Annotated in this window: 20 protein-coding genes; 1 reads left to right on the top strand and 19 read right to left on the bottom strand. The window is 62.7% G+C overall.

Annotation, left to right across the window (positions count from 1 at the left end; all coding sequences use genetic code 11):
* Positions 1-55 precede the first annotated feature (55 nt).
* Entirely contained in the window at positions 56-1339 is a 1284-nt protein-coding gene (locus XM1_RS04315; RefSeq protein ID WP_068430277.1) for a TIGR04372 family glycosyltransferase, read from the bottom strand.
* 91 nt (positions 1340-1430) lie between these two features.
* Here XM1_RS04315 and XM1_RS04310 point away from each other — a divergent pair, with 91 nt between their 5' ends.
* Positions 1431-2288, top strand: a complete 858-nt coding sequence (locus XM1_RS04310; protein ID WP_156428642.1) for an EamA family transporter — start codon at positions 1431-1433, stop codon at positions 2286-2288.
* An 88-nt stretch (positions 2289-2376) separates the two neighbouring features.
* Here XM1_RS04310 and XM1_RS23860 read toward each other — a convergent pair whose 3' ends face one another.
* The 18 genes from XM1_RS23860 to XM1_RS04225 form a co-directional block, all read right to left on the bottom strand.
* Positions 2377-3240, bottom strand: a complete 864-nt coding sequence (locus XM1_RS23860; protein ID WP_156428641.1) for a hypothetical protein — start codon at positions 3238-3240, stop codon at positions 2377-2379.
* The gene (locus tag XM1_RS04305) at positions 3230-3685 is read right to left on the bottom strand and encodes a transposase (RefSeq protein ID WP_172821884.1); all 456 of its coding nucleotides are present in this window, start codon (positions 3683-3685) and stop codon (positions 3230-3232) included. Before XM1_RS04305 ends, XM1_RS23860 begins: the two co-directional genes overlap by 11 nt.
* A 173-nt stretch (positions 3686-3858) precedes the next feature.
* On the bottom strand, positions 3859-4881 hold the full coding sequence (locus tag XM1_RS04300) for a C-terminal binding protein (protein ID WP_082700367.1): 1023 nt from the start codon (positions 4879-4881) through the stop codon (positions 3859-3861).
* Positions 4878-6284, bottom strand: a complete 1407-nt coding sequence (locus XM1_RS04295) for an aldehyde dehydrogenase family protein (protein WP_197603104.1) — start codon at positions 6282-6284, stop codon at positions 4878-4880. Before XM1_RS04295 ends, XM1_RS04300 begins: the two co-directional genes overlap by 4 nt.
* Positions 6281-7645, bottom strand: coding sequence for a hypothetical protein (locus XM1_RS04290; RefSeq protein ID WP_068430268.1), 1365 nt, complete (start codon positions 7643-7645; stop codon positions 6281-6283). Before XM1_RS04290 ends, XM1_RS04295 begins: the two co-directional genes overlap by 4 nt.
* Positions 7642-8826: a phosphonoacetaldehyde reductase gene (locus XM1_RS04285; protein ID WP_068430265.1), complete on the bottom strand. Its 1185-nt coding sequence runs from the start codon at positions 8824-8826 to the stop codon at positions 7642-7644. Before XM1_RS04285 ends, XM1_RS04290 begins: the two co-directional genes overlap by 4 nt.
* Before the next feature lie 7 nt (positions 8827-8833).
* Positions 8834-9670, bottom strand: a complete 837-nt coding sequence (locus tag XM1_RS04280; RefSeq protein ID WP_156428639.1) for a phosphate ABC transporter ATP-binding protein — start codon at positions 9668-9670, stop codon at positions 8834-8836.
* Positions 9667-10488 carry a phosphate ABC transporter permease PstA gene (gene pstA, locus XM1_RS04275; protein WP_068430262.1) on the bottom strand — a complete coding sequence of 274 codons (822 nt, stop codon included), beginning with the start codon at positions 10486-10488 and terminating at the stop codon, positions 9667-9669. The genes XM1_RS04280 and pstA overlap by 4 nt, the downstream gene beginning before the upstream one ends.
* Before the next feature lies 1 nt (position 10489).
* Positions 10490-11329 (bottom strand): phosphate ABC transporter permease subunit PstC, encoded by an 840-nt coding sequence (gene pstC, locus XM1_RS04270; RefSeq protein ID WP_068430259.1) that lies wholly within the window; start codon positions 11327-11329, stop codon positions 10490-10492.
* A gap of 45 nt (positions 11330-11374) precedes the next feature.
* A complete protein-coding gene (locus XM1_RS04265; RefSeq protein WP_172821883.1) occupies positions 11375-12238 on the bottom strand; it encodes a substrate-binding domain-containing protein in 864 nt (287 codons plus the stop codon).
* Positions 12239-12248: 10 nt separating this feature from the next.
* Entirely contained in the window at positions 12249-13439 is a 1191-nt protein-coding gene (locus XM1_RS04260; RefSeq protein WP_068430253.1) for a hypothetical protein, read from the bottom strand.
* Positions 13440-13443: 4 nt separating this feature from the next.
* Positions 13444-15120 (bottom strand): asparagine synthetase B, encoded by a 1677-nt coding sequence (locus tag XM1_RS04255; RefSeq protein WP_068430249.1) that lies wholly within the window; start codon positions 15118-15120, stop codon positions 13444-13446.
* 29 nt (positions 15121-15149) lie between these two features.
* Positions 15150-15704, bottom strand: coding sequence for an adenylyl-sulfate kinase (locus XM1_RS04250; RefSeq protein WP_068430246.1), 555 nt, complete (start codon positions 15702-15704; stop codon positions 15150-15152).
* On the bottom strand, positions 15704-16633 hold the full coding sequence (locus tag XM1_RS04245) for a transketolase family protein (RefSeq protein WP_068430243.1): 930 nt from the start codon (positions 16631-16633) through the stop codon (positions 15704-15706). Before XM1_RS04245 ends, XM1_RS04250 begins: the two co-directional genes overlap by 1 nt.
* Positions 16633-17460, bottom strand: coding sequence for a transketolase (locus tag XM1_RS04240; RefSeq protein WP_068430240.1), 828 nt, complete (start codon positions 17458-17460; stop codon positions 16633-16635). The genes XM1_RS04245 and XM1_RS04240 overlap by 1 nt, the downstream gene beginning before the upstream one ends.
* 28 nt (positions 17461-17488) lie before the next feature.
* Positions 17489-18547: a phosphotransferase gene (locus XM1_RS04235; protein ID WP_068430237.1), complete on the bottom strand. Its 1059-nt coding sequence runs from the start codon at positions 18545-18547 to the stop codon at positions 17489-17491.
* A complete protein-coding gene (locus XM1_RS04230; protein WP_068430234.1) occupies positions 18522-19133 on the bottom strand; it encodes a hypothetical protein in 612 nt (203 codons plus the stop codon). The genes XM1_RS04235 and XM1_RS04230 overlap by 26 nt, the downstream gene beginning before the upstream one ends.
* Positions 19134-19143: 10 nt before the next feature.
* Positions 19144-20136 carry an NAD(P)-dependent oxidoreductase gene (locus XM1_RS04225; RefSeq protein WP_068430231.1) on the bottom strand — a complete coding sequence of 331 codons (993 nt, stop codon included), beginning with the start codon at positions 20134-20136 and terminating at the stop codon, positions 19144-19146.
* Between the last annotated feature and the right edge of the window lie 12 nt (positions 20137-20148).

The following is a 20148-nucleotide window of genomic DNA, read 5'->3' as shown; positions in this document are numbered from 1 at the left end:
GCCTGATCGGTGCGGCTTGCCGAGGCCGGTTCATAGCATGAACGGTCAAAAAAATTCAACCCTTTTCCCCCCCCGCCAGCGCCGGAAGGAGCTCCCTGTTGCGACGGCAAAAATCCGCGCCGACATAGCCTGGAAAGCCGGTCATGGGATGGTTGTGTGGGAATAGCCCCCGAAAGGCGGCCTGCAGCGCCGCATCGTCAGCTTCGCCCTTCCAACTTCCGTCGATGCGGGCATTCATTTCCATCACCGCTCCAAGGACTTCTTCGGGAGAGTTATTGACGATATCGATTCCTTCTGCCTTCAGTTTGGCGAAGTGATCGATGCCGGCCCGATGCCAATCCCAGCCCCGGTCGACCATTTCCTGCCAGCGCATGAACCGTTCTTCGTGGCGGTGCCAATATTTCTTTAAAATAAAGATATCGTCGGCCTGACGGCCGGGCTCGGCCAAAGGCACCATATCCACATTACAAATGGGCACATCAAAGATCTTAGCATAGAAGAATACCGCAGCGGTACAGCCCAGGAAGAACTTGCTCCGCCCTGCCAGATATACATCCGCGAATTCGGCATCCGGCAGGTGCCGCCGGAAACGCGACGCGTAGTCGATAATCATCGGATTATCCGTGACAAGCGGCCCCACGACCTGGGCTCCCATGCGCACCACCCAGATACCTTGCGATGTCAGCCAGTCGGCGGCGACCAGATAGTTCTGGATGTCGCAGTCTCTGAAATCGTTAAGCGCCAAGGGATTCTCGATGTGACGGATAAAGTCGGGATTATCGGTATGGGCCAGATCACGAGCATGCATGCAAACCCAACGCGCCCCCTCGGGGATACCGAGGATACGCAGGATCTCGCGGCCACGACGCTCCTCCTCCGGCATCAGGACGTGCCTGCCAGAAACGGCCTGCCAAGTCTCCCATTCCACCATGAAGCCGGTGTGACTGAGATTGAGCCAAAGAGGCAGCCGGGCGGGGGGACCGGCGCGGGTGGGTTCGGTCGGCACCGGCCCCTTTTCCTGGATACGCTTCAGCCAGACCCACAGCAGGTCACTGCAGACCACCGGCAACCGGCGGCGGATCATGGTGAGCACTTGCCGATTCACCGGATTAGTCCCGGAAACCAGGATGTGATACTCGCGCGGGTCATACATGCCGCGATCACGTGTTCTGATGTAATACTCCATCGCCCCGACCAGGCGACCCAGCGAGCGATGGCCGATCAGGCCAATCCGAATGGTAACGAACGGGCTCGCCAACAAGACGATCCCCTTAAGAAGCAGCGAAAGAACATCAACCAGCACCGCTTCGAGGCGGTCCCCAGGCTTCGTATGCGTCATCAAAGAGATCCCCTGACGTCATGGGTGAATTGATATTGCCGTCGTCATGCCGCACCCCGATTATACGCTGAAATTCAGGAGACGACTTTCGATGATGGATTCATGGACCTTCGGGCTAGTCCTACTTGCTGCGCTTCTGCACGCTTCATGGAATACCCTGATCAAGGTCAGCCACGACAAACTCGCCATGCAGGCGCTGGTTTGCGTCGGGGCGGGTCTGGCGGCCTTGCCGGCAGCCCTGTTCGTCCCCCTCCCCGATGCGGCCTGCCTCCCCTTCCTGGCGGTATCGCTGGTGGTGCACGTCATCTATTGCAGCACCCTGGTTCTTGCCTATCACAACGGCGACCTCAGCCTGGTCTATCCCGTGGCCCGGGGCAGCGCCCCGGCCCTGGTGGCGCTTGGCGCCTGGCTGGTGGCAGGCGAAGCCGGCTCGTCCGCGGAAGTGGCCGGCGTGGCGTTGATTTCAGCGGCCATCGTCGGAACCGCCGTGACGCCGCTGCTGGGACGCAACGCCACCGCCGGCGAGACTCGCGCCCTGGCCCTGGCCCTGGCCACTGCGGTGGGAATCGCCGCCTATTCGGTCATTGATGGGCTAGGGGTGCGACGTACCACGAACGCCATTTCGTATGTCCTGTGGCTGCATATCCTTGAAGCGGTGCCGCTCATGTCGGCCACCTTGTGGCTGCGGCGCAAGGCCCTGGCCCAGGCCTTCCCCCGCCGTGCCTTGATCACCGGACTAGGCGGTGGTGTCGTGTCCCTGGTCGCCTACGGCATCGTCATCTGGGCCATGCAGTCACAGGCCATGGCCCATGTGGCGGCCCTGCGCGAAACCAGCGTCATCCTGGCGGCTGCCATCGGTGCGCTGGCGCTTGGCGAGCCGTTTGGACGGCGCCGCGTGGCCGCCGCCTTCGCAGTCTGCTGCGGCGCCGCCCTGATTCACTGGGGTTAGGCCATTGGGCCATAAACTCATTGACGCGCGTCTCCCCCGGCTCACGGTGGCCCGGCGATCAGCGTCGGGTTCCCCGAGGGCCCGATTGCTAAATGCCGCGCTTGCCCAGGAAATAAGCGACATGATGCTGTTGCAGAAGCTCCGTTGCTTGCGGAGCAACACGGCTCTTGATTACCTTGAGCCCACCTCTGCGCAGAATATTCGGATAATTATGAATTAGAACATAATCATTATCCGAGCCATAATAATAGGTTGCCGGCTTCTCTTCATCCGTAAATTCATAGAACTTACCTGTCCTGCGGCTGAAACCACAAGGCTCCCACAGCGCCACATATCCGATCTTTGCATCCCCCAGCGCCTTGAATAGCTTATCCATAAACATGGGTAGAAAAATATGGAGAACATTCACAAATACAATTACAGCGCCATTGTATAGATCAGGATTTTCCTCAATATTCTTGAAGATGTCATCCACATCAACATAAGAAAGATTGCTTCTCTCTGAAGAATTAAATTCCTTGGCGTTTGACTCTGACTGGCGACGGTCGAGGCCGACCACGTTGACAGCGGGGCAAGCCGCTGCCACTTCGCTTTCTAGCCACCCATATCCGGATCCGACGTTGATGACGGTCTTTATGGAGGGATCTTCAGCAATCAGAGTGATCAACTCATTCCGCATGAAATGTGCGCGAAATGTAGTTTCATGCTGTTCTGGACTAAACTCCAGAATAACCTTCCGGTACCCTCTCCACAGACGGGCATCATAGTCGGGATCATAAATATCGAATGATCTCTCCAGCGGATTTGACTCGAGGTCAGCCATATATTTATTAATTGCTTTTACATTGCGCTCTTGCTTCTGAGCAATACACAGACATCTGTGCAGTACCTTGACAAAAAGATGGCCGATGAAGAATTTAAATCTACACATAATTGATGGTTTACTTTTCATGGCACACCCCGCACCCTAAATCAATGCACTGATTTCCCATCAGTACAAAGTCGATATTTTTAACAAACTTCAAAATACATGTGGCTATCCGGTGGATCAGATTTCTGCGCAGGTGGCGATTGCCGCGCTTGCTGATGCCGAGCCGTCTAGGTTTGCCGCCTGTGGTCATCTGGCGCGACACCGGCCCGAGCCAAGCGGTCATATCCCGGCCACGGGCAAACGCGCCGCCAGTGCCATCGCGTTGATGGCGCAGATGCCGGGCACCGAGGTCGGCCGACGGAACGCCTCGTCGGTACGGGCCAAGAAGATGAACTTCGGTGTCGGAGGCAGTGATCCGCTCGTCCAACCTCTGCCATTCCTCGCGCAGATCGCGGAGCAACGTGCGGATGCACTCGCTCCAGCCCGACGCCTCGTCGGCCAGAATGCCGGGTTGTTCCTTTTCCAACTTCTGTCGCCCCTGCGCCATGATGAGGCCACGCCCCAACAGCAGTGCCCATAGGTGGTTAACGCTCCTCTCCCCCTCGCAAAGAGCAGCGATCTTATCCGATCGCTTCGAGAGCGGACCATCCCAGAATCATCCATCCTGCGGAGCGGGAAGCCTAAGCTACCAAAGTAGTGCTAGGCCAGACGGCCGAACAGCGGCGGCTGGCCGTCCCTCAGCACGCGTCGGATTTCCTCGGCGACCCGGGTGCGCTGGCTGCGCTCGGCGGTATCAGACAAAAAGGCCCGGTGGGACGTCACCACCACGTTGTCGAAGCCCAGGATCTGGCGGTTGATGGGATGCTCGTTGGGATCCTCGGGCGTGAACACGTCCGAGCCATAGCCGCCCAGCCGTCCCTCGCGCAAGGAATCCAGGACGGCCTCGGGCTGCACAAGATTGCCGCGCGCCGTATTGACCAGCAGGGCTCCCTGTCGGATCGAGGCGATGCTTTCGCGGTTGATCATGAACTTGCTGCCGTCGTCGAGCAGGGCATGGATGACCACCACATCGCTTTGGCCCAGCAGGTCTTCCAGGCGATCGCACTTGGTGACGCCGTAGCCGCGCATCAGGTCGTTATGGACGTAAGGATCGTAGGCCAGGACCCGCCCATAAAACGCCTGCAGCTTGCGCGCGCTGGCCCGCCCGATGCGGCCGAAGCCGATGATGCCGGCAGTCAGATCATTGGTCCGCCGGGGATAGCCGCCGTCGAAAATATTCCAGGTGCCGCCTTTCAGGCGCTGATTCTGCAGGCACAACTGACGCTCCAGGGCCAGCACCAGGGACAGGGTGTGGGTCGTGACCTCATCCACGCAGTAATCGGGAACATTCAGCCCATAGATACCGTTGGCGGCCAGCAACGGTGCATTGAGGTTGTCGAAGCCGACACCCTGGCGCGCCACCACCTTGCAACTCGGCTTGATGGCGGCCACCACCTCGGGCGTGATCTGGGCGCGATAGATGACAAGGGCATCCGCGCCGCGGACCAGATCAAGGAAGGCCGGGCCTTCCTTGACGAAGGCCCCGGCCTCGTAGCGGCCAAGGACCAACTCGGCCTCGGAACCATAAACCGCACGCTCGAGCGCAGCGGAGCCCGGATCGATCTCGCCATCGGCGCCGACCGCCCACATGGGGTCGGTATAGACGATCTTGAAGGCGCTCATGGCAGCACAACCGTTTTCACGATGGTCATCTCCTGTATGGCGTATTTGACGCCCTCGCGACCGAGACCGCTTTTCTTGACGCCGCCGAAGGGGATATTCGGAGCCTCGAATTGCGGGCCGCCATTGATGATCACTGCCCCCGTGCGCAGGCTCCGAATGGCGGTCATCGCACGACCGATGTCGCGGGTGAACAGTCCGGTCTGCAAGCCATAGGGCGTGGCGTTGGCCAGTTCCAGGGCGTGCTCGAAATCACGAACCCGGATGATGGGCGCGCAAGGACCGAAGGTCTCCGCCTGAACCAATGGCGCGGTATGATCCACGTGGTCGATCACCGTGGGCCAGTACTGGGCACCTTCACGACGGTGACCATAGGCCACCTTGGCGCCGCCGCTCACCGCATCGGCGACACGCCGCTCGATTTCCAGGGCGGCGCCCTCGTTGATCACGGTACCCATGTCGGTCTGGGGATCCCAGGGGTCCCCGACCTTCATGCGCCCGGCCTCGGCGGCCAGGGCGGCAGCGAAGGCATCGGCCACGGCCTCGTGCACCAGCAGACGCTTGATGCCGCGGCACGACTGGCCCGACGTGGCGAAGGCCCCGGGGGCCGCAACCTTCACCGCTGCCGCCAGGTCGGCATCCTCCATCACCATCAACGCGCCGGAATCCCCCAGTTCGAAGGCGGTGCGGATCATCCCGGCCTTACGGGCGATATGTTCGCCGACAGCACCGCTGCCGGTGAATGTCACCATATCCACATGGGGACAGGTGACCAGGGCATCGCCGATTTCGGCGGGATCACCGGTGACCACCGAGACCATTTCCGGCGGCAATCCACACTCGATCAGAGTGCGGACGAAACGCAGGGCGGTCAGCGGTGTCTTTTCGGACGGTTTCAAGATAACGCTGCAATTGGCGGCAATGGCCGGGCCCAACTTCACCACCACCTGATTCAGCGGCCGGTTGAAGGGAGTGATGGCGCAAACCAGACCGACGGGTTCGCGCAGGGTGAAGGCGATATTGGGCCCGTTGCTCGACGTGACGTCGGTTTCCATGCTCTCGCCGGTGATTCGCTTGGCTTCCTCGGCGCAGACCCGCAGTTGAGTGACTGCACGCGCCACCTCGCGGCCAGCCTCTTTCAAGGCCAGACCCGATTCGGCAACGATGGAACGGGCGAAATCGGCGGCTTCCGCCTCGACCCGATCGGCAGTGCGGGCCAGGATACCCGCCCGCTCGAACGCCGTCAGGGGCGAACGGTAAGCCTGGGCCAGGGCAGCGGCTTCAATGGCCTGGGCGGCGGTGGCACGGGCGATGGTGCCGGCCACCTTGGCATCCCAGGGGCTGCGGATGTCCGAAACCCGGTCACCCTCCAGCCACCGTCCTCCGATCAGCAGGGACTGCATCATTTCTCGGCTCCAGCGTCATAGCCCCAGTCGGCCAGATCGTGGCGGCCGCGCTTCAGGGTATCGGCTAGTTCGAAGGTGTTCGACAGTTCGAACTGGTTGAGATAGCTCACGCCCTCACCATTGCCCATCTTGACCAGCGAACCCTGGCCGGCGAAGGAGTGGCGGACATAGGGACCGATCCACAGGGCGTCACGATACTCCAGGGAGCGGCTTTGCACCGATCCGTCCTCGGCCATCCAGCGCAAGGTCATGGCCCCGCCCGATACCAGATAATGGGTGGCGCTGGGTTCAACCAGATCCAGTTCGGCCTGATCCTCCGGCTTGGCGACCTTCATGAACAGGCCGATCATGTCGGGCACCCGGGCGCCCATGGCCAGGGACGCGACGGTGTAGCTCTTGTAGGGACGGATGGAAGCCACCGAATCCTCGATGGACGCCCAGGTCTTGCCGACGGAGTCGTTGGCGTGAACAGGGGCCAGCAGCAGCCGCCAATCACAGCCCAGCGTGCCGCCCAGCCGCTTCAGTTCGGGGATGGCGATGGCGTCCTCGTCACCGTCCAGGAAGGCGGTCAGCGCATTCAGCCCGATGCCGCTGGCCTTGGACAGGCTCGCGGCGTCGAAGCCCCGGCGATCCATATGGGTCAGCAAGGTGCGCCCAGGGAACGACTTACCCTCATAGGAGCCGAGCATTTCCTTGAAGGCATGGTCCGACCAGGCGTTGCTTTGGGCCAGGAACGCCTCGAGGCTGGTCTTGATGGTATAAGACAGGATCTGCGCCGGCTGCGTTCCCGCCAGGGAGTAGGTGTGCGGGCAGAACGACGGCTCCACGTAGGAATCTCCCAGCACCCAGGACTCGGCGCCGCGATTGTGGTGCATCACCTGCCACGTATCGTTGTTCAGCCCCTCGTCGTAGCGGCCATCCCAGCGGCCATTGATGTCGCCCGGCCCGATATTGACGGTAATGGCCGGTTCGAGATGGCCGTTGTTCTGCTTGGGCAGCTTGTCGGCCGGGCACAGGATGTCGAGAATTACCGGGCAGATCAGGCCCTTGGGGGACGGCAGCGTGTAGTAATTATAGAAATGGATCCCGTCGCGGTCCACCGGGCGGCAGGTCGCTTCCACGTCCTTGCGCGATGCGTAAATGACCGCCGGCAAGCTGTCGTCGCCACTGAGGTAACCTTCCGGCACATGCAGAGCACCAGCCAGCCGTTGTGCGGCGTCTGACTCGAGGCCACCCGTTCCCGTCAGCAAGCGATCGATGTCGGCGGTGGTCAGGCCCGCCCGCTCGGCCGCCATGATCGGCGTGACCTTGCGCGCGTTAAGCCAATGCATCAGCTTGTAGCGGTTAATGGTGATCGTCATTTAGCATTCTCCTTTCTTTGGTCGGGGACGACCAATCGGGACAGCAAATCACTCACCTGGGCCGGTGACATGGCCCGAGGATTGTTGCGGAAGCGAGCGTATCGCACCGCCTCGGTGGAAAGAATGACAGGATCGACAGAGCATTGGTCATAGGTCGGCAGGCCAAGGCCCCTGATCATGCCGGTTATGACCCTGTCGGCATCCTCTGCCGTCTCGGCGCCCAGCGCCGACACCAGCCGGGCGATGATCGCCCGAACCCTGGCGGAACCGCGGGGATCGTTGCAGTCGGATTCAGACGTCCGAGCGTTGAAACGGGTCAGCGCGCCCAGGGTAAGGGCGCAGGCGTGGCCGTGCAGCAGGTCGTACAGCAAGGTCAGGGGATAGGACACGGCGTGGGAGACCGTCGTCTGCCCCGTAGCGATGCACAACCCGGCCAGTGTGGCCGCTCTCATCACCGCCTCGCGGAAGACCGGATTGGCCGGCTCGGCAACCAGAGGTAGCAGATTGGTGGCCAGAAGACCGGCGGCGGCGACACCCTGGTCGCTGGATTCATCCGTGGAATTGACCGACCAAGCGCCCTCCATGGCGTGGCACAGGGCGTCCAACCCCCCCACCGCCAGTGCTGAGGCCGGGGCCGAAAGCAGGGTGTCGGGGTCAACCACCGCAGCCGCCGGATAAAGGTCGGTATCGGCGAACGAATGCTTCAACCTTGTGGCAGGCTCCCACACCGTGGCATAGGGCGTGACTTCCGACCCGGTGCCGCCGGTGGTGGGGACCGCGACCACCGGCAAGGCAGGACAGGTGCGCCCCTGGACCAGGGCCTGCTCCACCGAGCAGCCGGCATTGACAAGCGCCGCAACCACCTTGGCCGTATCGAGGGTGCTGCCACCACCGACGGCGACGATCATTTCGGCGCGCCAGTCCCGCGCAACCTCCAGAATCGGTGCGATGGACTCCGGGGTCGGATTAGCCACGGTGTTTTCCACGTTCAGGCAACGGCGCCCCGCCATGGCGGCATCCACCTTTGCCAGCCACGGCTTGTGGCTTCCCCGGCGGCCGGACAGCACCAGAATGCGACCGGCACCGGCGGTCTCCGCCACTTCGTCGACCGCCAGACCCAGCTGGTCGAGGGCACCCAGGCCGAACCGTATCCGGGTCCTGTCGGTGGCAGGGAACATCATGGAGCGATCATCCAATGGCGCCGGAGACGAAGACCTTCGCCAGCTCGGTGGTCGGGTGGGCGAAAAGATGGTCGGTGGGCCCCGCCTCGACGACGCGGCCATCGAACATGAAAATGGTCTGCCGGGAAATGCGCTTGGCCTGCTGCGTGTTATGGGTGACGACGATGATGGTGTATTCACCGGCCAGATCGCCGATCAGCTGTTCGATCCGTCCCGTGGCAATGGGATCGATGGTCGAACAGGGCTCGTCCATCAGCAGGACTTCCGGCGCATTGGCCAGACTGCGGGCGATGCACAGACGCTGCTGCTGACCGCCCGACAGGCGCGAAGCCGGATCGTCAAGACGATCGCGCACCTCTTCCAGCAGCCCCACCTTGGCCAGCAACCCCTCGGCGAAGGCCCGCATGCCGGTGCCGGGAATACCGCCGTGATACCTGGGGCCGAACAGCACATTCTCGATGATCGACATGGGAAACAGGACCGGGCGTTGATGCACGATGCCGACCCGCCGGCGAATCTCCATGGGATCGCATCCGGGAGCGTAGATGTCGGTCCCCCGCAGAGCCACCGTACCGGAATGAATGACGGCGCCGGGGTGAAGCTCGAAGGTGCGATTCAGCGTGCGCAGCAGTGTGCTCTTGCCACAACCCGACGGCCCCATGATGGCGGTGACCGTCCGCTCTGGAAAATGGGCGAAGACGTCGTGCAGCACCTGCTTGCCATGATAGCTAGCCACCATGCCGGCGACCTCGATGATGGTTCCGTCGGAGGCTGGCGGACGCGACGGCGGCACCAAATCCGACCGGAGTGGCTGGTCGTCCGCCCGCATTATGTCCTTGGTCATGCCGCCCTCAACAGACGCTTGAGCAGCATGGCGCCGATATTGACCGCCAACAACACGACGACCAGCACCAGGGCGGTACCGAAGGCGTGATCAAAGGACACGCCTTCGCCGCTGAGGTAATAAAGATGAGTGGCCAAGGTCATCACCGGAGCATCCAGTGTGGGGGTTCCACGGGTGAAGACTGTGCTTGCCGTATAGAGAACCGGCGCCGCCGAACCGAAGGCATGGCCCGCAGCCAAAACCGACGCGGAGACAATGCCCGGCCATGCCTTGGCCAGCGTTACCCGGCGAGTGACGTAGGAACGGGTCACGCCCAATGCCAAGGCGGCTTCCCGGTACTGCCAGTGTACGGCGCGCAGCGCCTCGTCAGCACCAATCAGGACGATAGGGAACATCATCAGCCCCAGGGTTAGGCCTCCGGCCAGCAGCGACACCTTGAGCGCCAGCAGAACCACCAGAAACGAATAGCCGAACAGCCCCCAAAGAATGGCCGGTATGCCAGCAAAGCATTCCGCTAGGAACCGCACCACGGCCAACAGCCTGGGATTGCGGCCGAATTCCACAAGATAGACGGCACCCGCGATACCCAACGGCACCGCCACCAGGGAGCCGACCGCCAGAAGTGCCAGCGACCCCACCATGGCGGGAAGGATGCCGCCGCTGCTGCCCAGGGGCAAACCCGCCGGACCGGTGGTCAGAAAAGCAATGCTGATGACGCCCCAGCCCTTGACCACCAACATGGCGATGATCGCCGCCGGCAAGGCCGCACCGGTCAGACCGATGACCCAGGCTGAAACGGTAAACAGCTGGTCGGCCACCCTATGACGCGGCATGACGGGTCATCCGGTGTTTCAACGCCCAGATTCCAGAATTGACCGCCACGGACATAACCATCAGCAGGGCCCCGGCCGCAAACAGCGCCTGATATTTTGCGCCCCCCGCTCCGGCCTCTCCCAATTCAGTAGCGATCAGCGCGGTCAGGGGTTGCCCCCGATCGAATGGCGACAAGGGGATGGTGGTCGCGTTGCCCGAGAGCATCAGCACCGCCAGGGTCTCGCCCAGGGCTCGGGCCAACCCCAGGGCCACGGCCGTAAATAGTCCGGTGGCGGCCGCGGGAATCACCACGCGACGAATCACATGAAACCGGGTGGTTCCATGGGCCAGCGCCGCCTCGCGCAGATCGAAGGGGACGTTCTGGAATGCCTCGGCCGAGGTCCCGCCCACATAGGGAAGAATCATCACCGCCAACACCAGCCCGGCAGCCAGCATGGACTCGCCCGTCGCCATGCCGAAAGACTGCTCCAACCATGGCAACAGGGCGACATAGCCGAAAAAGCCGTAAACCACCGACGGAATGCCGGCCAGCAGGTCGAGACAGGGCCGTACCACCGCTCTGACCGGCGGCTGCGCCACCTCGGACAGGAACAAGCCGATGATCAGGCCGACGGGAACTGCCAGGGCCATGGCCAGGGCAGTCACCGCCACGGTCGATACCCAGGCGTGGATCAGACCAAAACTGGGCGTGATACCGCTAGGCTGCCAGCGGTCAAGGAACAGAAGCCGCCCTAAGCCGGTCGTCGCGATCACCGGAGCGGATTCCAACAAGACGTAGCTGGCCGCGAACAAAATGGTGCCGCCACACAACACCAGCGCCGCCATAGCTGACGCCCCGGCGATCGCATCACGATACCGGCCCACCTTGGTTTACCGCGCCGCGCCGATAAACCCATTGGCCGTCACCACTTTCTGGCAATCGGTCATCAGGTAATCGAGGAATCGGCGGACATTGGCCGTGGGGGCCGCGCGGCTCACCAGCAGCATCGGGCGAGCCAGGGTATAACTGCCGTTGTTGATGGCCTCTACGGTGGGGGGAACCCCCTCGTAGGCGAACAGGCCGATCTCGGCATCGCCCTGAGCCAGCCCGACCGAAATATAGCCCATGGCCGCCGGGCTGCGCTCGAGCTTCTTGGCCAGATTGCCCTGAGAGGGCATCTGCAGCGCCTTCGCGGAGATGGCCTTGTCGCCCATGACCGCCCGCTGGATGATTTCGGCGGAACCAGCGCCGGCATCACGCACCAGCAACACCACCTCGGTGGCCGGCAAGCCCGCGGCGATTTCCGCGTAGGTGGCTTTCTCACCGGATAGAATGGCTGCGACATCGGCGCGGCTCAACTGGTTCCGTCCGGCCTTGAGCAGCGGATTGTCCTTGTTCGCGGCGAACGCGACGGCATCGGTCCCCACGCGCAAAGCTTGAAACTCGCCCAGCGCCTTCTTTTCCTCAGCCTTCAATTCACGCGACACCAAGCCGACATCAACCGTGCCGTTGACGACGGCCTGGACGCCGAATCCCGATCCACCGCCACTGACGAAAATGACGATGTCCTTTTTGGCCAAGCTCGGATCGGCCTTATCCCAGGTCTTGTACTTCTCCATGAAGTCCGAGGCGCAGGTGGAGACCGACGGCAGCAACGTGGTCGATCCGCCAAGGCGGATCTCATCCGCCGCGCCCGCTGCGCCGGGCGCCAAGAGAGCAAGGCACAAGGAAAGGGTAGACAGCGTCGTCTTCATGTTTTTTCTCTCACTCATAAAAAACCTGGCGCGGTTCGGCCAGCGTCGCTCCCGCCCTGTGGGCTTCGACTAGCTTGACCAGATGGTCACGCAACTCGGTACGGATGATGCCGTCCAGTTCACCGAAGCGCTTTTCCAACAGGAAACGGCGAACGTCGCGACCGTTGAGCAGGCGGATGTCGCGGCCAGAGTGGCGGCAACTCCGTTCCGTGGTGATCTTGCCGCAGACCTTGCACCAGCGCGGTTCGGAGATCGCCATGATGCGAATGTCGAGGTCGGTAATTTCCTCGAAGATCTGCTGTGAACCATATCGCGGGTAGTAACTGCCGATACCGGCATGGTCTCGTCCGACAATGAAGTGGGTAAACCCCTGATTTTGCGCCACTGTCGCCTGTAAGAACGCCTCGCGCGGGCCGGCATAGATGGGCGGCAGCCGCATATTGGCCAGAAAGGCCCGGTTCTCAGGAAAATACGTGGCGATCATGTGCTCGTAGGCATCGAAAACGATCTCGGGCACGAAACTACCCTTCACCTGCGCCCCGGTGATAACATTGATACCCAGGATGTCGGTCGTTTCCAGGGCGATAGTGTGCAGATATTCGTGGCCGATATGGGAGATGTTGCGTGTGGAGAAGGCGGTGGCGGTACGCACGCCCGCCGCAGCCAGCATGTCCCGAGTTTCCGCCGGAAAGCGCTGGTGCAGGAAGCGTGGCAGAGCCGCACCGTCCACGAAGACCGGACCGCCAAGACAGACCTTCGGCTTGAGTCGGAAGCCAGCGACACCCGGATGCTCGGCGTCGGTGGTGGCGAAGGTCGATCGGCAATAGGCGTTGGCATCTGGGGTAAAGACAGAGCTTACCTCCATGACCGCCAAGGGCTTGTTTTCGGCGGTCACCAGGGCAATGTGGCCCCCCGGGGCCACATCCTTGACGGAATCCGCTCCCACATGGAGAAGAATCGGAATGGTCCAGGCTGGCCCGCCGGGCAGACGGGACTGTCCCAGCACGCCGTTCAACTCGGCCTCGGTCATGAATCCGGTTAGCGGGCTGTAACACCCCACAGCAATGTTGCACAGGTTAATGAGCGCGTCGTGGCTGAGCGCCACGTGCGCCACAACCCGTCCCAGGCGAGCGGAAAACTCGTCGGGGGGCACCAGGCGGTCAACCAACGTCCCACCATAGGGAGATGACAGGGCCCGCATGGGATTATGCTGCCGGATTCAGGTTAAAGGCGCGGTCAACCATGGACTTGAAGATTTCGGCATCATTGCTACCGAGATCACGATACCGCTCGGTAATCATGGATTCCAGCGACGTCAGGCCGGCACCATGCTGACCGCGCAGCTTGGGATTGAACAATGTGTGCACCGGCAGCCACGACTCGGCCGCGGCGTGCATGCCGGCGACGATTAGCGGGAACTTCCAGAACAGCTTCTCCATCTCGTAGGCGGTTTCCGGCGAAACGTCCTCGGGATGGCCGCCGTTATCGAGATAGCGGGTGATGTAGGCGCAGGTGTCACGGAGCTGATCCGTCCAGCCGCCATGGGCCGGCACGCGCTCGTTGACCAGTTCCAGCATCAGTTCGGCATTCTTGGGGGTCAGCCCCAGCCATTTGGGATCGATGCCCAGGGTGTACTCCGCCACCTGGGTTTCCAGGAAGGGGAAGCGCGCTTCGATGGGACCGCGATTCATGAAAATGATCGAGGCGCGACGCATCATATTTTCGTAGATGGCATTCATGAACATCAGGCGGCTTTGCACCCGCACCTGCACGTCATGGGTGGCCTTCAGCTCCTTCCAGGCGTCGTAGGCGCCCAGAAGCTCGTCAACACCGTGCCCGCCAATGGTCACCTTGAAGCCGTCCTGGTGCATGACGGGCGCCAGGTAGTAGTAGATGGGCAGCGGATAGACCGACAGCGCCTTGATCTTGCGCATCTCGAAGGTTTCGATGATGTCGGGCAGATCCTCGACCACCTGGGCGCCCGGAGCCCGCACCTCCTTCAGCGTGAGGCCGATGGCCTTGAAGCCCTCGGCGGCGATGCGGGCGCGGCGGACGTCCTCGGACACGTAGTTGTCGATGGCGAAGACGTAGGAGACCGGCTTGTAGCTGACACGCTCGAAGTCGATGCTGGAAAAGACGTAATAGGACGTCATCAGGCTGTCGATGCCGCCCGACAGCATGGTGCAGATCGGCACATCGCCCATGGTGCGGTTGGCGGCCGAACGCTTCAGCCGGCGGTGCAGCTCCAGGCCGACATTCAACAGCTCGGCGGTGCTCTTGCGCGGCGTCGGCTTGTAATATTGCTCGATCTTCAGCTCGAAGGTGTCGAGGTCAAGGATGGCGCGATGACCAGGCACCAGTTCCACCGGCAGGTCCAGGTTCATCCAGCCCAGCGGCTTCATCCCCTTGAGCTCGCTGGAAAACACGAAGATGCGGCGCTCGCGGTCATGGAAATAGAACAGCGGCACCCGGCCCGGCCAGTCGCGGGAGATCAGCAACTGGTTGCGGTTCTCGTCGTGAACGGCCACCGCGAACATGGAATCATAGGTCAGGTTATCGTCGACGAAAGCCGGTCCCATGGCCTCGTAGCGGCGCAGCCATACCTCGGTATCACCGTCGGTGTCGAAGCCGACACCTTCAGCCGACATGGTCTTCTTCAGCTCGGCGAAGTTGAAGATTTCGCCGTTGAAGACCAGACGGACGCGGCCATCGGCCGATTCATAGGGTTGATCCGATTCACCGGCCACCACGCCGGCCTTGTGGGATTCCTTGACCAGATGGCGACGGCTCCCCAGCACCACATCGCCATACTGGCTGACCTTGATGCCGTCATTGCCGCGCCGGATGTTGCCGAGACAGGCCTTGGCCTCGTCGACGGTCACCCCAACTCCACCAAAGATTCCGCACATGACTAGACCCCTGTTTTGACGATACGCAAAGGATAGCGGGGAAGGATGCGTTCCTGCACGACTTCCCACAGCTCTTCCAACATTTCCCCAGGCGAATGCGTCCCGCTGTCGAAGACCACGGTCGGATTGGTGGGGGTTTCATAGGGAATGTCGACGCCGACGACGTTATGGGCGTCGGCACCTTCGGCATAAACGCTCTTGGTATCGCGGCGACGGCATTCTTCGATCGGACAGCGCAGATAGACCTCGACGTAGTTCTCGAGCTCTTCGCGGCAGCGGCGCCGGTCCTCCTCGAAGGGATGGATGATCGCCACGATGGGCAAGATGCCCTGACGGGCGATCAGCTTGGCCAGAGCCATTACCCGCCCGGTCTGGCGGCGACGGCTCTCCGGGTCGTATCCGAGCCGTTCGGGAAAAACCGACCGCACCTCGTCGCCGTCCAGCAGCATGCACGGATAACCGCGCTCCTCCAGGCGATTGACCAAAAGGCGGGCCAGGGTCGATTTTCCCGCCGAAGACAGGCCGGCGATCCAGATATTTCCAGGATTTTGCGCCATTACAAGCCCTCCAGCCCGGTCTTCACGGTGCGCACAATGCCCTCGGCGTCCAGACCAAAACTGGCCAGCAGATGCTCTTGCGAACCGTAGTCCTTGACGAAGGCGTCGGGGATGCCCAGGCGGCGGACACGGGGCGGGCGGGCCATGTCGAAGTCAGCCAGCGCTTCCAGCACGGCGCTTCCCAGACCGCCGACGACGGAGTGCTCCTCTACCGTGACGACAAGCCGCACGCCCTCCATCTGGGCCCGCAGGGTCTCGGTATCCAGCGGCTTGATGGTATGCATGTGCAGCACCCGGCACGGAATGCCCTGGGCCGCCAGGGATTCGGCCGCGGCCAGAGCCTGGGTGGTGGCGATGCCGGTAGACACCAGCAGAACCTCGCCGCCGGATCGCCGCACAATGGCTTTGCCGATGCGGAAGTCGTCGTCAGAGCGCGAAATGACCTGATCGCCGCCCTTGCCCAGACGGATATACATGGGGTCCGGCCAGTCGAGGCTCTGTTCCATCAGCCGGACCATCTCGTCGGCATCGCTGACCGCCACCACCGTCATATTGGGCAAGGCCCGCATGATGGCCATGTCCTCGACCGCGAGGTGCGTCGGCCCCAGAGGGGCGTAGACCATACCGCCACCGCTGGCGATCAGCCGCGCGGGCAGTTTGTGGAGGCACAGATCCACCGCCACCTGCTCGAAGCAGCGGCGGGTGAGGAAGGTGGCGATGGTGTTGACGTAGGGGATGAACCCCTCCATGGCCATGCCGGCGGCCATGCCGATGATGTTCTGCTCGGCCACGCCTTCCATGAAGAAACGCTCGGGCATCTCCTTCTTCATGGCGCCGAGGGTACCGACGCCAAGGTCGGAGCCCACGAACACCACCCGCGCGTCACGGCGGGCCAACTCATGAACCATGTCCAGGGATGTCTTGCGCATCAGATCGTCTCCAGCGCGGCATACATTTCGGCGATCTGCGGCGCCGGAATCTTGGATTTGTGATGCCATGCCGGATCATTCTCGGCAAACGGCACTCCGCGGCCCTTGACTGTATGACAGATCAGCGCCCTGGGCCGCCCCTCGGGATCCGGGGTCCCCAGAGCCCGGCGCAAAGCCGCAAGATCGTGGCCATCGACCTCCTGGGTGGCAAACCCGAAAGCCCGCCACTTGTCGGCCAGCGGCTCCAGCGGCTGGACCTCGGAAACGAAGCCGTAGGACTGGATCTTGTTGAAGTCCACAAGGGCGGTGAGATTGGCGAGGCCGTGCTTACCGGCAGCCATGGCCGCCTCCCACACCGAACCCTCGTTGATCTCGCCGTCGCCCATGGCGACGAACACCCGGGCGGCCGATTTCTTGATCCGCAAGCCGAGCGCCATGCCCACACCGATGGACAGGCCATGGCCCAGCGCACCGGTCGATGCCTCGACACCGGGGACCTTGCCGGCCTCCGGGTGGCCACCCAGATAGGTGCCGGCACGGCAAAAGCGCACCAGCTCGACCTCAGGGAAATAACCTTTGTCCGCCAGGATGGCGTAAAGCGCCAGGCAACCGTGACCCTTGGACAGGATAAAGCGATCCCGGCCCTCCCAACGCGGTTCGGCCGGGCGGTGGCTCATCACGTCATCGTAGAGAACCCGCACGATCTCGATCAAAGACATGGACGAGCCGAGATGGCCGCGGCCGCCGCCATCCAGCGCCTGGATCACCAGCCGACGCAAATGCCTTGAACGCTCGTCAAGGGCCGGCACTGGGACCGCATGAGTCATGGTTGGGCTCCGCAAAAGTAAAGAGGGTTCATAGTCTGAACGCTGCTTCGTCGTCAATGTCCAAGCCGTCGACCGCCATGGCGACAAAGCGCCGGGCCTTGGCCAGCTGCGCCCGCAACACCTTGTCGCGCTCGGCGCCTGTGGCGAAGGAAAGTCTGGCCCAGCGCTCAGGCAGGAAAGGATTGAGGACGATCAGTGCCCAGCGCAGGGCATAAAGCGGCAACAATGCTTGCAGGCGGTCCGCGAAGCCTTCGTCGGCGCCATAAAGGGCGATGAAGGCGGCCCTGATCTCCGAACGCTCGGCCCCGTCCAGTACCATGGCGGGATGGAGGATAGTGTCGGCCGCCAGCTTGACCGGGTCGTCCCAGCCGAAATACTCGAAATCCAGAAACACCAGACTGCCGTCCGCGCGACGCAGCGCGTTATGGGTCCCGAAGTCGGACGGACTGAGGCTCCGCCGCTCGGCGGCCAGATCGGCGTCGAAATCCCAGCCGAGCCGGTCATACTCGCCGCGTGCCGCCGAGACCGCCGACGCAACGGCCGGACCAAGCTGCTGGTCCAGAAAGGACGCCACCCGGGAATCGGCGGCACCGGCAGCGCTGTTCAGGCGCACCAGACGCCTCTCCACCTGGGCCGTCAGTTCCGCCGCGGACAGGCAGGCCTCGGAAGCCAGAGGCAGAGCCCTTGCGTCCGGTCGCGACGACAGATTCCGCAAGATGGCGACAAAACCCGCCAATAGCGCCATGTCGCCTGGCTGGCGGGTCAGCGGCGGCCCGCCATCGATCCAGCTGTAGACAGCCACACCCGCCTGCGGATCAGCGACCAGGGCCCTCGGCACGTTTGAGACACCGTGCTCCCCCAGATAGCGGAGAGCCGCGAATTCGGCGGCCAGACGGTCACGCGTATCGCCCGGATGGCGGAAATAGCATTTCACCGCCAGGGGACCATCCGGCGTCTCGGCACGGTACAGCCGGTTATTGCCGCCCTGACCGCCGCGCACCAGAGCGGACACCGCAAGCCCGGTGAGGCGCGCCACCAGGGCCGCCAGCGCGGCGGTGTCCTCAGCTGGGAGGGAAGACGGCGTCATGAATTTCGGCCCAGCCGGGATAACTGGCAAACGGCCCATGGCCAAGGCCGGCAGCCGCCCCGGCCAAGTGCAGGCGGCGGCAGGCGGAGGGAAAGCCGGGGTCCAGGAGCACTTCCTCCAGATCGTCGATGAAGACGTCGCAGCCCAGAGCCTTGATACGGGCGATCTTGCCCGCGCGGGTCGGTTCGAAGAAGGCATCGGCCACGGCGAAGCCCCCAGGCTCGAAGAAGCCCTTGGCCGTCATCCAGGCACGGGCGGCATCGTGCAGCCGGGTCCGGGTGGGATCGAAATGGCCGAATTCGGTCTTGTGGCTGACCACCACCACGGGAACACCCCCGGCCCGACAGCGATGCAGGAAGCGGTCGGCGCCCTCGATCAGCTCGGCCTGGGGCATGCGCGGGCCGTAGACCTCGCCCTGCAACTCCATCCACTTGAGCTCGCCATCCGCCAAGCCCCGGACCGCATCGCGGACCGCGCGCTTGCCGCCTTCGAACCCTGCCGGCAGCCAGCCGCGCCCTCCGGCGGCGGCCACGAAGACGTGGTCGTAGCCGGCCAGGGTATTGTCGAAATCGATGCCGATCAGCACCGGGCGGCCCCTATTTCAGGCTCACCTGCTGCATGCGCTTGATGTTGAAGTACATCGGGTTGTTCAGCGGATCGACCAGCTTTCCGGTCTTCATGGCCTCGACTAGGCCGCGCACCGCGTCCTCGATGGTGTATTTTAGCTCGAAGCCGATATCGTCCCGAATTTTCTTGCCCGACACGTGATAGGAGCGCGGATCGTTGGTCGGCAGGGTCTCGATCTCCACCTGTCCCACCACCTTGCGGACGATTTCCGCCAGTTCGGAGATGGGAAAGTTGGTGTCGCCGGCATTCCAGATCTTGCCGTCGATCTTCTCGGCCGGCTGCTGCAGCAGGTGCAGATAGCAGCGCACCATGTCGTCGATATGGATGTTCGGGCGCTTCTGCGGACCGCCGGTGACGCGGATCTTCCCGTTATTGACCGCCTGATTGGTGAAGATGTTGACCACCACGTCCAGGCGCTGGCGCTTGGCATAGCCGCACACCGTCGAGGGGCGGATGGTGCAGACGGTAAATCCCGGCTGGCGCTCGGCCTCCAGCTCCTGCTCGCACAGGGCCTTGAACTTGGAGTAGTCGGTCAGGGGCTCGAGCGGCAGGTCCTCGGTGACCTCCGGCTCGTCCTTGACGCCGTAGACCGAGGACGACGAAGCGTAGATGAACCGCTTGACGCCCTCCGCCTTGGCGGCCCGCACCATAGGCCGGAAGGCGTCGTAGTTGATGCTGCGGCCCAGATTAGGATCAAGATCATAGGACGGGTCGTTGGAGATGCACGCCAGATGAATGACGCAGTCGCACCCCTTCAAGGCGTCCTCGACCACCTTGATGTCGCGGATGTCGCCCTTGACCTCGCGCAGATTGGGACCGCGCAGATCGGCGAACAGATCCTCGCCATAGAGATACAGGTCGAGGACAGTGACCTTGTGACCCTCGGCCAACAGCTTGGGCACCAGGGCGCTACCCACATAGCCGGCTCCGCCGGTCACCAACACGTTCCAGGTCTGAGTCATTCTTGGGTCTTC

It is taken from the genome of Magnetospirillum sp. XM-1 (assembly GCF_001511835.1).
GTDB lineage: Bacteria > Pseudomonadota > Alphaproteobacteria > Rhodospirillales > Magnetospirillaceae > Phaeospirillum.
This window is presented reverse-complemented; position numbering and strand designations above follow the sequence as displayed.